The 12843-nt window shown below is 67.3% G+C and carries 17 protein-coding genes and 1 tRNA gene; 11 read left to right on the top strand and 7 right to left on the bottom strand.

From position 1 onward, the window contains the following. The first annotated feature begins 56 nt into the window (after positions 1–56). The gene (locus BLQ39_RS13680; protein ID WP_092324764.1) at positions 57–2174 is read left to right on the top strand and encodes a phosphocholine-specific phospholipase C; all 2118 of its coding nucleotides are present in this window, start codon (positions 57–59) and stop codon (positions 2172–2174) included. On the opposite strand, the gene BLQ39_RS13675 is transcribed toward BLQ39_RS13680, so the two are convergent. Then, a tRNA-Gly gene (locus tag BLQ39_RS13675) sits at positions 2174–2244 on the bottom strand. The genes BLQ39_RS13680 and BLQ39_RS13675 overlap by 1 nt on opposite strands. 64 nt (positions 2245–2308) lie before the next feature. Between BLQ39_RS13675 and dcd the strand changes: the two genes are divergently transcribed. Beyond that, positions 2309–2914 carry a dCTP deaminase gene (dcd, locus tag BLQ39_RS13670; RefSeq protein WP_092324762.1) on the top strand — a complete coding sequence of 202 codons (606 nt, stop codon included), beginning with the start codon at positions 2309–2311 and terminating at the stop codon, positions 2912–2914. A 96-nt stretch (positions 2915–3010) separates the two neighbouring features. On the opposite strand, the gene BLQ39_RS13665 is transcribed toward dcd, so the two are convergent. The 4 genes from BLQ39_RS13665 to BLQ39_RS13650 all read right to left on the bottom strand — a co-directional run bounded on the left by BLQ39_RS13665 (position 3011) and on the right by BLQ39_RS13650 (position 4473). Further along, entirely contained in the window at positions 3011–3274 is a 264-nt protein-coding gene (locus BLQ39_RS13665; protein WP_092324760.1) for a GlsB/YeaQ/YmgE family stress response membrane protein, read from the bottom strand. A 105-nt stretch (positions 3275–3379) separates the two neighbouring features. Then, positions 3380–3553: a CsbD family protein gene (locus tag BLQ39_RS13660; protein ID WP_092324758.1), complete on the bottom strand. Its 174-nt coding sequence runs from the start codon at positions 3551–3553 to the stop codon at positions 3380–3382. A gap of 70 nt (positions 3554–3623) precedes the next feature. Beyond that, complete coding sequence (locus tag BLQ39_RS13655; RefSeq protein ID WP_092324756.1) at positions 3624–4049, bottom strand: hypothetical protein; 426 nt, start codon at positions 4047–4049, stop codon at positions 3624–3626. A gap of 4 nt (positions 4050–4053) precedes the next feature. After that, complete coding sequence (locus BLQ39_RS13650) at positions 4054–4473, bottom strand: Asp23/Gls24 family envelope stress response protein (protein ID WP_092324754.1); 420 nt, start codon at positions 4471–4473, stop codon at positions 4054–4056. A gap of 130 nt (positions 4474–4603) precedes the next feature. On the opposite strand from BLQ39_RS13650, the gene BLQ39_RS13645 reads away from it, so the two are divergent. The 4 genes from BLQ39_RS13645 to BLQ39_RS13630 are packed head-to-tail and all read left to right on the top strand — an operon-like array spanning position 4604 to position 6684. Continuing rightward, the gene (locus BLQ39_RS13645; RefSeq protein WP_092324752.1) at positions 4604–5170 is read left to right on the top strand and encodes an RNA polymerase sigma factor; all 567 of its coding nucleotides are present in this window, start codon (positions 4604–4606) and stop codon (positions 5168–5170) included. Continuing rightward, the gene (locus BLQ39_RS13640; protein ID WP_092324818.1) at positions 5167–5763 is read left to right on the top strand and encodes an Asp23/Gls24 family envelope stress response protein; all 597 of its coding nucleotides are present in this window, start codon (positions 5167–5169) and stop codon (positions 5761–5763) included. The genes BLQ39_RS13645 and BLQ39_RS13640 overlap by 4 nt, the downstream gene beginning before the upstream one ends. Continuing rightward, on the top strand, positions 5760–6116 hold the full coding sequence (locus BLQ39_RS13635; protein ID WP_092324750.1) for a hypothetical protein: 357 nt from the start codon (positions 5760–5762) through the stop codon (positions 6114–6116). The genes BLQ39_RS13640 and BLQ39_RS13635 overlap by 4 nt, the downstream gene beginning before the upstream one ends. 43 nt (positions 6117–6159) lie before the next feature. After that, positions 6160–6684, top strand: a complete 525-nt coding sequence (locus tag BLQ39_RS13630) for a hypothetical protein (protein ID WP_092324748.1) — start codon at positions 6160–6162, stop codon at positions 6682–6684. A gap of 51 nt (positions 6685–6735) precedes the next feature. On the opposite strand, the gene BLQ39_RS13625 is transcribed toward BLQ39_RS13630, so the two are convergent. Beyond that, a complete protein-coding gene (locus BLQ39_RS13625) occupies positions 6736–7485 on the bottom strand; it encodes an SDR family NAD(P)-dependent oxidoreductase (protein ID WP_092324746.1) in 750 nt (249 codons plus the stop codon). Next, positions 7478–8350 (bottom strand): fumarylacetoacetate hydrolase family protein, encoded by an 873-nt coding sequence (locus BLQ39_RS13620; protein WP_092324744.1) that lies wholly within the window; start codon positions 8348–8350, stop codon positions 7478–7480. The genes BLQ39_RS13625 and BLQ39_RS13620 overlap by 8 nt, the downstream gene beginning before the upstream one ends. A gap of 151 nt (positions 8351–8501) precedes the next feature. On the opposite strand from BLQ39_RS13620, the gene BLQ39_RS13615 reads away from it, so the two are divergent. The 5 genes from BLQ39_RS13615 to BLQ39_RS13595 all read left to right on the top strand — a co-directional run. Then, a complete protein-coding gene (locus BLQ39_RS13615; protein ID WP_092324742.1) occupies positions 8502–9788 on the top strand; it encodes an enolase C-terminal domain-like protein in 1287 nt (428 codons plus the stop codon). Further along, positions 9781–10737, top strand: a complete 957-nt coding sequence (locus BLQ39_RS13610; protein ID WP_092324740.1) for an aldo/keto reductase — start codon at positions 9781–9783, stop codon at positions 10735–10737. Before BLQ39_RS13615 ends, BLQ39_RS13610 begins: the two co-directional genes overlap by 8 nt. After that, complete coding sequence (locus BLQ39_RS13605; protein WP_092324739.1) at positions 10734–11600, top strand: amidohydrolase family protein; 867 nt, start codon at positions 10734–10736, stop codon at positions 11598–11600. Before BLQ39_RS13610 ends, BLQ39_RS13605 begins: the two co-directional genes overlap by 4 nt. 33 nt (positions 11601–11633) lie before the next feature. Next, positions 11634–12056, top strand: a complete 423-nt coding sequence (locus tag BLQ39_RS13600) for an RbsD/FucU family protein (RefSeq protein WP_092324737.1) — start codon at positions 11634–11636, stop codon at positions 12054–12056. A gap of 146 nt (positions 12057–12202) precedes the next feature. Then, positions 12203–12843, top strand: a 641-nt coding sequence (locus tag BLQ39_RS13595; RefSeq protein WP_092324735.1) for an NAD-dependent epimerase/dehydratase family protein, incomplete at its 3' end; no start/stop codon positions are given.

Raw genomic sequence — 12843 nt, 5'->3', positions numbered from 1 at the left:
GGACGCGAAGCTGGCGTGGGGGTGCGAAAGTCACTCAGCGCCCGCTTTGCACGTCGATGAAAGGCAGTCGCATGTCCAGCACAGGTTTTTCCCGGCGTCGGTTTCTGAGCACTGCGGCAGCCGCTGCGGCAGTCGGGACCGCGAGTTCTCTTCTCCCTCCCTCCGTGCAGGCGGCGATGGCGCAGCCGATTCGCCCCGGCGGGCTGAAGGCCATCAAGCACGTCATTGTGCTGATGCAGGAAAACAGGTCCTTCGACCACTACTTCGGGTCCCTGCGCGGAGTCCGCGGCTTCGCGGATCAGGCGGCGCTGCGCTTGCCCAGCGGCAAACCCGTTTTCGAACAAGCCTCGGCCAGCGGCGAGACCGTATTGCCGTTCTCGTTGCGGAAAGCTGCCGAACTGGCCGGTCGCCCGGCCTCTGATATCCAGTATCTGGGCGCGTTGGATCACTCCTGGGCCGGGACGACCGCGGCCTGGGGCAACGGGTGGTGCGACAAGTGGATCCCCTCCAAGAGCCCGTCGACCATGACGTACTACGAACGTGCGGACATCCCGTTGCAGTACGAGCTGGCGGATACCTTCACCATCTGCGATGCCTATCACTGCTCAATCAACGGATCCACGAACCCCAACCGCAACTATCTCTGGTCCGGAACGGTGGGTAATGAGCCGGGTTCCGCCTCCCGCGCCGTCACCAACGCCGCCTACAACTATGACCATGCCGGCTACGACTGGACCACGTACCCGGAACGGTTACAGGAGGCCGGGGTGTCCTGGCGGATTTACCAGGACTGGGACAACTTCACCGACAATGCTGTGGAGTACTTCCAGACCTTCAAGAAGATCGGCCACAAGATGCTGGCCGCCGTGGACGGTCACCTGCGCACCACAGAAGAGTTCTACGACAGCCTGGCCGCGCAGGCCCCCGCCGAGCAGCAGCGGCTGTTGGCCCAACTCAGCCAGGGCCGTGAGCTGCTCAGCGAGGCGGAGAAATCGCTCTTCGACAAGGCAATGTGGCGCGGCAATCCGGATACTCTGCTCGATCGGATGCGCACTGATATTGCCGCGAACGAGCTCCCCGAGGTCAGCTGGATCGTCCCTTCGGCCGCGGACTCGGAGCATCCCGGAGCCTCCACCCCGGTAGGCAGCGCGAACTTCGTCTACCGGCTGCTTGACACCATCGCGAGCGACCCGGAGACCTGGGCGACGACGGCCCTCTTCATGAACTTTGATGAAAACGACGGCTACTTCGACCACGTCCCCCCACCCGTTGCGCCACGACCGGAGTCTGGCAGCGGCGATGACTGGTTTGGCGGCTCGCCCATCGGCCTGGGCCCGCGGGTGCCGATGACCGTCGTCTCCCCGTGGACTATTGGCGGCTATGTCAGCTCAGAAGTCTTCGACCACACGTCCGTGATCCGCTTCCTGGAACGGTGGACGGGGGTTCGGGAACCGAATATTTCCGCGTGGCGGCGCACCGTCTGCGGCGATCTGACCAGTGTCTTTGACTTCACCAGGGCGGGCACGCAACCCGAGGTGGATCACCCCGGCCCGGTTCCCGCCGCCATCGCCCGCTGGCATCCCACCCCGCCGACGGCCCAGGCCTCACCAATCCAGGAATCCGGAACCCGTCCGGCTCGCCCGTTGCCCTACCGCCCGAAGGTTGCCGCCCAGGCGCACCCGGCCGGCAACGTGACGCTGGCGCTGATGAACACCGGTCCACGGTCCACGCACTTCGCGCTCTACGGCTATGCGGGCGAGTATGCCGTGCCGCAGCACTTCGACGTGCTGAAGAACCTCAGCGTGGACGTTCCAGTGAAGAACGGGAAGTACGACCTCGCCGTCTCGGGGCCGAACGGCTTCCAGTACGAGCTGGCGGGCACATCCGCAGGGGCCGCTGTGGGCGTGGATGCCAGCATTACGGAGAATCGGGAGGCAAGCGACGTGGAACTCGCAGTCAGCAACACCGGATCCGTTGCCGTCACGCTGACGTTCACGTCCCTGCAGTACGTCAGCCACGCCCACACGCAGGTCCTGCGGCCCGGACAGCGGAAGAAGCTCAGCTGGCCGGCACTCAACGGCTGGTACGACGTTGAAATCAGTACTACGGAGGACGCCAGCTTCCGCCGCCGCCTGACCGGTCGGGTCGAGGATGGTGGCGCCGGCATCAGGTGAGCGGATGACGGGAATCGAACCCGCGCTATCAGCTTGGGAAGCTGAAGTTCTACCATTGAACTACATCCGCGTATCGGCGTTGTCGCTGCCGGAACCGTGCCAGCTTATCAAGTACGCGCCGGTAGGCTGGCATCGTGCTTCTCTCGGACCGCGACATCAAGGCAGAACTCGGCGCTGGACGCATCCGTCTGGACCCCTACCAGCCGGAGATGATCCAGCCCTCGAGCATCGACGTGCGACTGGACCGGTACTTCCGGTTGTTCGACAACCATAAGTATCCGTACATCGACCCCGCCGAGGATCAGCCGGATCTGACCCGCCTGATCGAGACTCAGCCGGACGAACCTTTCATCCTGCACCCCGGTGAGTTCGTTCTCGGCTCCACCTACGAGCTCATCAGCCTGCCCGACGACGTGGCCGCCCGACTCGAGGGCAAGAGTTCGCTCGGCCGGCTGGGCTTGCTCACTCATTCCACGGCCGGCTTCATCGACCCCGGCTTCTCCGGCCACGTCACGCTCGAGCTGAGCAACGTCGCGACGCTCCCGATCAAGCTCTGGCCGGGAATGAAGATCGGCCAGCTGTGCTTCTTCCAGCTGAGCTCGCCCGCCGAGCGACCCTATGGATCGGGCGAGTACAGCTCCCGCTACCAGGGCCAGCGCGGGCCGACCGCCTCGCGTTCATTCCAGGGTTTCCACCGCACGGATGTGCGTGCGAGCGACGCCGGCAGCACCGGCGAGTAGCCGGCACCACAGCAAGAAACCGCAGACAAAAAACCCGCCGGCGCACCGAGAGTATCGGTGCGCCGGCGGTTTTTTGCGGGCCGTGCGGCCGGGGCGTTACGCCTTGCGGCGGTTGAAGACTGCGCTGTAGACCAGCAGCACGATGATCGAACCACCGATGGCCAGGAGCCAGGTGGAGATCGAGAAGAAGTCGTTCAGCGGCACGTTGAACAGGAGCGATCCGAGCCATCCGCCGAGGAACGCGCCGATGACGCCCAGGAGGAGCGTGATGAGCCATCCGCCGCCCTGGCGACCCGGCAGGATAGCCTTTGCGATCGCGCCGGCAATGAGTCCGAGGATGAGGAATGCGATGAAGCCCATGTGGGTGTCCTTTGTTCGATAGTGATGTGTGTTCGATAGTGATGTGATTGTGCGGGTCGCGGGGCCCGAATCCCCCAGGGAAACCCGGGCACCGCCGGAAGACGTCTACTTTTTGAAGGCGTCCTTGACGTTTTCGCCGGCCTTCTTCAGGTTGGCACCGGCCTGGTCGGCCTTGCCCTCGGCGACGGTTGCGTCGTCGTCGGTTGCCTTGCCGAAGCCCTCTTTGGCCTTGCCTTTGAGGTCATCGGCTTCGTTGTTGATCTTTTCTGATGCGCCCATGAGGGGCCTCTCTTTCTCTCGGGGTCGTGCACAGCCGACATGGCCGTGCCGTGGAAGTGGGCGGGGGCAGTTATTTGCGCGAGATGGCGCGGGCGAGAATGCCCGCGACGATGCCGACCGAGGCGAGGCCGACCGCAACGAGACCCACAAGGCGAACGGGATCCTCGCGGTAGCGCGAACGCACCCGGGTCAGGATGGTGCCGGCCAGCGCCGCCGCCTGGGGAGCGCTGCTCTGCCGCACAGTGACACGGCCGATGGTCGAACCGATGAGGTCGCCGGACTCCTGGCGGATCTGCTCCTGCACCCGGTCGATCATTGTGGCGGCCGGGATGGGCGCGCTCACCGTGAGTTCGATCCGGCCGTCGGGCCGGGCGAGGGTGACACCGACCGTGTCCGGCGCCAGATTGAGATGCGAGGCGGCCACGGCGGCGGCGACGCGCGTGACTGCGCGCGCGCTGATCCGGGTGGTGCCCCGATCCGTTTCTTGCTCGATCACCTGTTTACGCTCCGACCTGTGTGTTCGCGCTGCCGGTGGTGTCGTCGTCGGAGACCAGGTGCACGTCTTTGACGGTCACGTTGACCTCGGTGACCTGCAGTTCGACGAGGGACTCGACGGCCGCGATGACCGCGGCGCGCACATCGGCGGCGACCTTGTGCAGCGGAACCGGGTACTCGGCGACCAGGGAGATGTCAACGGCGACCTGCGAGTCCGCGACAGTGATGCTCACGCCCTGGTCGAGGTCGGCGCCGCTGATGGCGTCGCGGATGGCGCCGAGGGGGCCCGCGCCGTTGGCCAGCGTGTGCACGCCGGATACCTCGCGCGCCGTGATGCCGACGATCTTGGCGATGACGCTGTCGGTGATGACCGTTGTGCCGGCAATCGCGCCGCTCGTTTCGAGTGTGGGTGCGGTGTCAACCATTGTGTTCAACTCCTTGCAAGAATAGGGACCAGTCAGTTCGGGCAACCGAATCGCATGGTCACTAGTAGGACGCAACTCGACGCGCATTCGTCACGGAAGCGCACGAAAAAGTTTGACAAGGGGGTTTCCGATGACGCAGTCACACAACAATCTGCGCCTGGTCGAGGCACCCGACGCTGTGCTCGCGGGCCGCGCCGTGGACGGGGACGTGCGCTCCTTCGAGGTGCTGGTTCGCCGCCACGGGCCGCTGATGCGGGCCTATGCGACCCGCGTGCTCGGGTCGACGAGTGAGAGCGACGACGTCGTCCAGGAGGCCTTCATCACCGCCTGGGACCAGCTGCCGACCCTGAAAGACCTGAGCGCGGTCAAGTCGTGGTTGATGCGGATCACGAGCCACAAGGCCATCGACCGGATTCGAGCGCGCCGCGATCACGCGCCGCTCGAGGATTGGGACGTGGAGGCGCCCGACTCCGACACTCCGCACCATCGCGTCGAGGCCGACTCGCAATGGGACAAGATCTCAGACGTCCTCGGTAGGCTCAGCGAGACGCAGCGTCAGTGCTGGCTGCTGCGCGAAATGGGTGGTTACAGTTACGACGACATTGCGGAAGAACTCAAGATTCCTCCCTCCACCGTGCGCGGACACCTGGCTCGGGCGCGACGGAAACTAGTGGAAGAAATGGAGGAATGGCGATGACAACACCGAACACTGAGGCGCATGACCAGTCGGAAGACATCATTGCCGACCTCAGCGAATACCTGGACCGGGGCGAAAGGCCCCCGCAGGAGCTGCTGGACCGTTCGCCCGCGCATCAGCTCGCGCTCGAATCGCTGCTCCGGTTCCGCGCCGTGGCCGGCGGCCTGCTCCAGGCCGACGCCGACGCCGAGCCGGCCAGGGACGACAGCTGGGTCTCGCGCATCCTGACCAATATCCACATCGAGGCGCGCGCCGGGAGATCCATTCCGCTCACGTCGCCGAGCCCGAACGCCGAGTTCAGCATCACGGAAGGGGCCGTGCGCGGGCTCATCCGTGCGGCCGGAGATTCCGTACCCGGCGCGCTGATCGGCCGCTGCCGGCTCGACGGCGATGTCACGGTGCCCGGCGCCCCGATCACCGTCGCGGTGGAGGCCGGCGTCTACTGGGGCGAACCCATTCCGGCGGCCGCGCAGCGCATCCGCGAGGACATCGCCGGTGCGCTCCGCCGGCACACGGAGCTGACCCTCGCCGCCATCGATGTGACCGTTACCGATGTCACCGTCGCCCGCGACGGGCAGGAGCCGGACCAATGACGACAACAGAGCTGCATGAGCAACTGACCGGACTGGTGAAGTCGATCGACGGGGTGGTGCAGGTCTACGACGCGCGCCCGACCGCCCTCGCCGCGGCCGCGGACCTCGTGGCGACGCTCATCGGGCAACCGTCCGGGGAACCGATCGCGGTCAGGAACTCCGGCGGCGGGATCAGCGTCGCGGTGAGCGTCGCAATCTCTGACGCGAGCCCGGCCGCCGAAGTGTGCGAGCGCATCCTCGAAGCCATTTCCGGTCACCTCGGCTCGGATGCCGACGGCCCGGCCGTCGACCGGGTGACGATCCAGGTCAGCCGGATCAGCTCGGGCGAGGACGGCGGCGAGCCCGGCGCGTAGCTTGTTCACACGGACGCAACATGGGCCGGGCTAAAATCGGGGTATGACCTCCGCTTCCGTGCCCGACTTCGCCCATGCGCTCATCGCGCCGGGACCAACGCCGGAGTACCCCGGCCGGATGCGCCGGTTCGGCCAGCTCGTTGGCTCCTGGTCGACGAAGAGTTCCCGACTGGACGAGGAAAGCGGCCAGTGGAGTGAACGCGAGTTCACCTGGATTGTCCAGTTCATCCTGGACGGCCGCGCCGTGCAGGACGTCGAGGTCGTTGCCAGCGCCACGCATCCGTCCGGATTCGAAACCGTGGCCACTGCCGTCCGGGTGTACGACCCGAACGCCGGCGCGTGGAGGGTGAGCTTCTTCTCGCCGGTCCTGGGGGAGTACTGCCACCTCGTCGCTACTCCGCATCGCAACGGACTGCGCCAGGACGGCACCGGCACCGACGGGCGCCTGATCCGCTGGAACTTCACGTCGATCACGGCCGAGGCCTACACCTGGGAGGGCTGGGTCTCGAACGACGAGGGGGCCAGCTGGCTCCTGGTCGCGCGCAACCAGGCCACCCGCATCCACTGACCGTCGGGGAGCGAACCCGCGCCGCGTTCGCCCGGGAAGGGGCCTCGCGGGCTACTCGGGTCGGAGACGCAGGTTCTGCATGCCGCCGTCGACTTCGAGCGAGACGCCGGTCGTCGAGCCGGATCGCGGGCTGGCCAGGTAGGCAACCGCGTCGGCGACCTCATCCGCGGCGACCAGTCGCCCGTGCGGCTGGCGGGCGCTGAGTGCGGCACGTTCGGCGACGGGGTCGTCGGCCTTCTCGAGGAGACGGCCGATCCACGGAGTGTCCGCGGTGCCGGGGCTCACGCTGTTGACCCGGATGCCCTCGCCCAGGTGGTCGGCGGCCATCGCCCGGGTGAGCGCGAGCACGGCGCCCTTCGACGCGCTGTAGAGGGCGCGCGCGGGCAGGCCGGCCGTCGCCGCGATCGAGCCGGTGTTGACGATGGCGGCGGAGGGCGACTGGCGCAGCCACGGAAGCGCGGCGCGAGAGACCCGCGCGATCCCGACGACGTTGATGCTCAGAACGCGGGCCCATTCGTCGTCGTCGTTGTCGGCCACCGTGCCCTGCGCGCCGATTCCCGCGTTGTTTACCACGATGTCGATTCGCCCGAATTCGGCGGCCACGGCGGCGATGGCCGCACGCACCGACGCATCGTCGGCGACGTTGGCCCGCACGGCGAAGTGTGCGGCATCCGCGCCCTCCGGCTGGAGGTCGAGCACGGCGACGGACGCACCGCCCTCCCGCAGCCGACGGGCGATCGCGGCTCCGATGCCGGACGCACCCCCGGTGACGACGGCGACGAGGTTCTCGAACTCATTCATGGTGCTGCCTTTCGTTGGTGGCATCGATGAACTCCTGGCGCTGACGTCCGAGGCCCTCGATCTCGATCTCGCAGACGTCGCCGGCCGCGAGGTAGGGGAACCGACCGGACAGGGCAACTCCCTCCGGCGTACCGGTCAACACGAGGTCTCCGGGCTCGAGCGCCAGGTACTGGCTCAGGTGCCAGACCACGAAGTCCACCGGGAAGATCTGGTCGGCCGTGGTCGAATCCTGCCTGGCCTCGCCGTTGACCCAGCTCCGCAGAGCCAGGTTCTGATAGTCGACCTCATCGGGGGTCACGAGCCACGGTCCGGTGGGGTTGAAGCCAGGAGCGCACTTGCCCTTCGACCACTGGCCGCCGGAGACGGCCATCTGGAAGTCCCGTTCGGAGAGATCGTTTGCCGTGACGAATCCGGCGATGTGGTCGATGCTCTCCGCCGGCGACGCGAGGTAGGACGTGCGCTTGCCGATCACGATGCCCAGTTCCACCTCCCAGTCGGTCTTCGTGCTGTTCCGGGGGATCTCCACCGCGTCGTTGGGCCCGACCACGGTGTTGGGGGTCTTCAGGAAGATGATCGGCACATCGGGCGGGGTGGACCCTGACTCGGCCGCGTGCGCCGCGTAGTTCATGCCGATGCAGACGACGGCGCTCGGGCGGGCGATCGGCGCGCCGATGCGCAGCGATCCCGCTCCGGCGACCGGCGCCAGGGAGCCGGCCCGGAGCGCCTCACGCACGCGCTCCACCCCGCCGGACGAGAGGAAGTCTCCGTCGATGTCGCGCGCGATCGGCGAGAGGTCGAAGTACCGGCCGTCAACGAGCACGGCGGGCAACTCGCGGCCGATCGGGCCGAGGCGGGCGAATTTCATGAGTCAACTTTCCTTTGGCGACTGGTGTGATCGAACATCTGAACTCTCCGGCCGCGATTTCGGCAGGGACGGATGAACGTGGCCGCATCGCCAATTGACATTCTATACATCCGATGTTTAGGCTCGGGGTGCCGATCAAGGAGAAACATCTGTGAGTACCGTTATCGCGCTGGAGACCAGCGACGTGCGCTTCCCGACCTCGACCTCGCTGGACGGGTCGGACGCCATGAATCCCGACCCCGACTACTCGGCCGCGTACCTGCGCATCGTCACCGACGCGGATGACGACCTGGAGGGCCACGGCTTCGTCTTCACGATCGGTCGCGGCAACGAGGTGCAGGTGGCCGGCATCCGTGCGCTCGCCGACCACCTCGTTGGCCGAAATGTCGAAGACCTTTTGGGCAACATGGGGGAAACCTGGCGCGGCTTCGTCTGGGATTCGCAGCTGCGTTGGCTCGGCCCGGAGAAGGGCGTCATGCACATGGCCATCGGCGCGGTCGTGAACGCGCTCTGGGACCTCAAAGCCAAACGCGCCGGCCTTCCGCTCTGGCAGCTCCTGTCCCGCATGACACCGGAGCAGCTCGTCGAGCTGATCGACTTCCGGTACCTCACCGATGCCCTCACCCCGGAGGACGCCCTCGGTATTCTCCGTGCGGCGGCGCCCGGCCGGGCGGCGCGGGAAACCGAGCTGCTGGCATCCGGTTATCCCGCATACACGACGACGCCCGGCTGGCTGGGCTACAGCGACGAGAAGCTGGCGCGGCTGGCCGGGGAAGCGGTCGCGGACGGTTTCTCGATGATCAAGCTCAAGGTGGGCGCCAACGTCGACGACGACATCCGCCGGATGCGCATCGCCCGGGAAACGGTCGGCCCGGACATCCGCATCGGCACCGACGCCAACCAGCGCTGGGGCGTCGACGAGGCGATCGAGTGGATGGCACGCCTGGCCGAATTCGACGTCGCCTGGATCGAGGAGCCCACCAGCCCCGACGACATCCTCGCCCACGCAGCGATCGCCCGCGGTGTCGCGCCCATTCCGGTCGCGACGGGGGAACACATGGCCAACCGGATCATGTTCAAACAGTTCCTTCAGGCCGACGCCCTCCAGGTGCTGCAGATCGACGCCACCCGGGTCGGCGGGGTGAACGAGAACATCGCCATCCTGCTGCTCGCGGCAAAATTCGGCGTTCCCGTCTGCCCGCACGCCGGCGGTGTCGGCCTGTGCGAGGCGGTGCAGCACCTCTCCATGTTCGATTTCGTTGCCGTCTCCGGCACGACCGAGCAACGAGTCATCGAATACGTCGACCACCTGCACGAACACTTCGTGACGCCCGCGATGGTGCGGCGGGGCGCCTACCGGGCGCCGGTGGCGCCCGGCGCCGGCACCGAGATGCACGCGTCCAGTCGCGCCGAGTACGCTTTCCCCGGACATGACTGATCTGGCACTCCCGCGCCTGGGCTACGGCGCCGCCAATGTGGGCAACCTCTACCGGGCGCTGACGGATGACGAGGCCTGGGCGGTTCTGCAGGCAGCCTGGGATGAGGGAATCCGGTATTTCGACACGGCCCCGCACTACGGGCTGGGCCTGTCGGAGCGCCGCCTCGGCGCTTTCCTGGCGAGCAAGCCGCGGGGCGAATACCTGGTGTCGACCAAGGTGGGGCGCCTGCTGCGGCCGAACCCGGAGGGGGCCGGCACGCTGGACCTGGCGCATGACTTCGCGGTGCCGGCCGACACCCGGCGGGTCTGGGACTTCTCGGCCGCCGGCATCCGGCAGAGCGTCGAGGAATCGCTGGCGCGCACGGGGCTCGACCGGTTCGATGTGCTGTTCCTGCACGACCCGGAGCGCCACAGCCTGCGGGAGGGGCTCGAGTCCGCCCTGCCGGCGCTGGCCGGGCTGCGCGAGCACGGGCTCGTCGACGCCATCGGGGTGGGGTCGATGGACACGAACGCACTACTGGCTTCGGTGGAGACCGATCTGCTCGACCTCCTCATGGTGGCCGGTCGCTTCACGCTCGCCGAACAGCCTGCGCTGGCCGAGGTGATCCCGGCCTGCCGGGCGCACGGCGTCGGCATTGTCAACGCCTCCGTTTTCAACTCCGGGATGCTCGCGACCGACAACCCCGGGGCGGGGGCGCGGTACGACTACGGGCAGGCGCCGGCCGAGGTGCTCGCCCGGGTGCAGGCGATCGCTGCCGTCTGCCGGGACTTCGGGGTCTCGCTCCCCGCTGCCGCACTGCAGTACACCCTGCGCGACGACACGGTACGCACCATCGTGGTCGGCGGGAGCCGCCCCGAGCAGCTGCATCAGAACGCCGAGCACATGCGGGTGAGTATCCCCGAGCAGCTGTGGCAGGCGCTCGCCCGGAAGAAACTCATCCCCGCATGAGCGCCGAGCCGCGCCGCATCGACGCCCACCTGCACCTCTGGGACCTGGCGGTGAGCGACTACGCCTGGCTCGGCCCGGAAATGGGCGTCCTGCACGCCAGCTGGTCGCCGGAAGAGGCGGCTGCCGAACTGGAGGCGGCCGGCATGGCGGGCGCCGTGCTCGTGCAGGCGGAAGATACCGAGGTCGACACCCAGTACCTGCTCGACGTCGCCTCCGCCCACCCGTGGGCGCTCGGCGTGGTGGGCTGGATCCGGCTCGACGATCCCCTCGCCGCCGGCCGGGACCTCGATCGGTGGCTGCAGCATCCCGCGTTCTGCGGCGTGCGTCACTTGATCAACGACGACCCGCGGGCGGATTTCCTCGACCGTTCGAGCGTGCGCTCCTCCCTCGCGGAACTGGCGCGACGCGGTCTCCCGTTCGATGTGCACGACGCCTGGCCGCGCCACCTCGGCCAGACCGAGCGGCTTGCCCGCGACCTGCCTGTCCTCACGCTGGTGATCGACCACCTGGGCAAACCGCCGCGCGGCCGGGACGGCATGGAGGCGTGGAGGACGGCCGTGGCCGGGGTGGCCGCGAACCCGAACACCGTCGCCAAACTCTCCGGGCTCCACGTCACGGATGCCCCGTTCACGGCCGATGCCCTCCGGCAGGTCTGGGACACAGCACTCGAGTTGTTCGGCCCGGGGCGCCTCATGTACGGCGGCGACTGGCCGCTGACCGTGCCCGTTGGCGGCTACCAGCCCACCTGGCAGGTCGCTTCGGAACTGATCGGAGAGCTGGCCCCGGCCGAACAGGAGAACATCCTGTCCGGCACGGCCACTCGCGTCTACGGGCTCCCCGATGCGCCGCCGCCTCGCCCCTGACCACGCCGAACGACCACACGAAAGGAAGCCGCCATGCTGCAGGGAATCAACCCGCTCCTGACCGGAGAGCTGCTCAAGCACCTCGACGAGATGGGGCACTCGGACACCGCCTTGATCGTCGACGCCCACTTCCCTGCTTCGCGCCTGGCCCGACGCCTCGTCTCCATGCCGGGCACATCATCGCCCGACGTGCTCGAGGCGGTGCGCAGCGTGCTTCCGCTCGATGACACCCCCGCCGTCGACCTAATGACTTCGGCCGATGGATCGCTGCTCGAGGTGCAAGAGCAGCTCCTGACCGCCGCCGGCGTCACTGCCCAGGGGAGCCGTTTCCTCGACCGGTATGCCTTCTACGATGCCGCCGACAGCGCCTACGTCATCATCCGCACCGGCGAAACGCGCACCTACGGCTGCGTGATCGTGCGGAAGGGACTCGTCGGGCACGCCTCCGCTGCCTAGGAGGTGCCCGTGCTAGTGCTGGGCGATGGACTCGACGCCGTGCAGCCGCCCGCGAATGAACCTGTTGGCGTGGGCGGCCAGGTCGCACAGATCACAACAGCGCGTCAAACGGACGCGCATAACACTGCAGCACAGAAGGAGCAATCATGAAGGTACTTATCACCGGAGCCCACGGTAAGGTCGGCCGTGCCGCCACCCAGGCCCTGCTGGACGCCGGTCACGACGTCCTCGCGACGGACTTGACCCGCCCCGGATTTGAGCGACGCGCCGAAGGAACGGCCCGCTACCAGATGGCCGACCTGACGGATGCCGGAGAGGCGTTCGCCGTCGTGAGCGGCGTCGATGCCGTCGTGCACGTGGCTGCGATCCCGGAGCCAACCGGAAACCCCGCGCATGTCGTGTTCCGCACGAACCTGATGGCCACTTTCAACGTTCTCGAAGCGGCCGTCCGGTTCGGGGTGAAGCGCTTCGTCAACATCTCGAGCGAGACGGTCCCCGGTTTCTTCTTCCCGGAGCGGGATTTCCTGCCCGACTACGCCCCGGTCGACGAGGAACACCCGGTCCACCCGCAGGATCCCTACGCCCTGTCCAAGCACTTCGGCGAACAGCTGATGAACGCTGCGGTCGAGCGGTCGGACATCCGTTGCATCTCCCTGCGCCCGAGCTGGGTTCAGAACGAAGGCAACTACGAGCAGAACCTTGGGCCGCAGGTGCGCGACGCCGCGGTGCTCAGCCCGAATCTGTGGAGCTACATCGACGTCTATGATCTGGCAGACGCGATTGTGCT

Origin of the sequence: Cryobacterium psychrotolerans, from assembly GCF_900101115.1 — a bacterium.
Classification (GTDB): Bacteria; Actinomycetota; Actinomycetes; order Actinomycetales; family Microbacteriaceae; genus Cryobacterium; species Cryobacterium psychrotolerans.
The sequence above is the reverse complement of the archived record's forward strand: the minus strand, read 5'-3'. Positions and strand labels throughout refer to the sequence as shown.

What these genes read in the sequence shown, in the direction of transcription:
- BLQ39_RS13635 (WP_092324750.1), top strand. Translation starts at nt 5,760, where the DNA reads ATGACGACAACAGAGCTGCATGAGCAACTGACCGGACTGGTGAAGTCG.
- BLQ39_RS13665 (WP_092324760.1), bottom strand. Translation starts at nt 3,274, where the DNA reads ATGGGCTTCATCGCATTCCTCATCCTCGGACTCATTGCCGGCGCGATC.
- BLQ39_RS13600 (WP_092324737.1), top strand. Translation starts at nt 11,634, where the DNA reads ATGCTGCAGGGAATCAACCCGCTCCTGACCGGAGAGCTGCTCAAGCAC.
- BLQ39_RS13640 (WP_092324818.1), top strand. Translation starts at nt 5,167, where the DNA reads ATGACAACACCGAACACTGAGGCGCATGACCAGTCGGAAGACATCATT.
- BLQ39_RS13605 (WP_092324739.1), top strand. Translation starts at nt 10,734, where the DNA reads ATGAGCGCCGAGCCGCGCCGCATCGACGCCCACCTGCACCTCTGGGAC.
- BLQ39_RS13650 (WP_092324754.1), bottom strand. Translation starts at nt 4,473, where the DNA reads ATGGTTGACACCGCACCCACACTCGAAACGAGCGGCGCGATTGCCGGC.
- BLQ39_RS13630 (WP_092324748.1), top strand. Translation starts at nt 6,160, where the DNA reads ATGACCTCCGCTTCCGTGCCCGACTTCGCCCATGCGCTCATCGCGCCG.
- BLQ39_RS13625 (WP_092324746.1), bottom strand. Translation starts at nt 7,485, where the DNA reads ATGAATGAGTTCGAGAACCTCGTCGCCGTCGTCACCGGGGGTGCGTCC.
- BLQ39_RS13610 (WP_092324740.1), top strand. Translation starts at nt 9,781, where the DNA reads ATGACTGATCTGGCACTCCCGCGCCTGGGCTACGGCGCCGCCAATGTG.
- BLQ39_RS13660 (WP_092324758.1), bottom strand. Translation starts at nt 3,553, where the DNA reads ATGGGCGCATCAGAAAAGATCAACAACGAAGCCGATGACCTCAAAGGC.
- BLQ39_RS13620 (WP_092324744.1), bottom strand. Translation starts at nt 8,350, where the DNA reads ATGAAATTCGCCCGCCTCGGCCCGATCGGCCGCGAGTTGCCCGCCGTG.
- BLQ39_RS13680 (WP_092324764.1), top strand. Translation starts at nt 57, where the DNA reads ATGAAAGGCAGTCGCATGTCCAGCACAGGTTTTTCCCGGCGTCGGTTT.
- BLQ39_RS13645 (WP_092324752.1), top strand. Translation starts at nt 4,604, where the DNA reads ATGACGCAGTCACACAACAATCTGCGCCTGGTCGAGGCACCCGACGCT.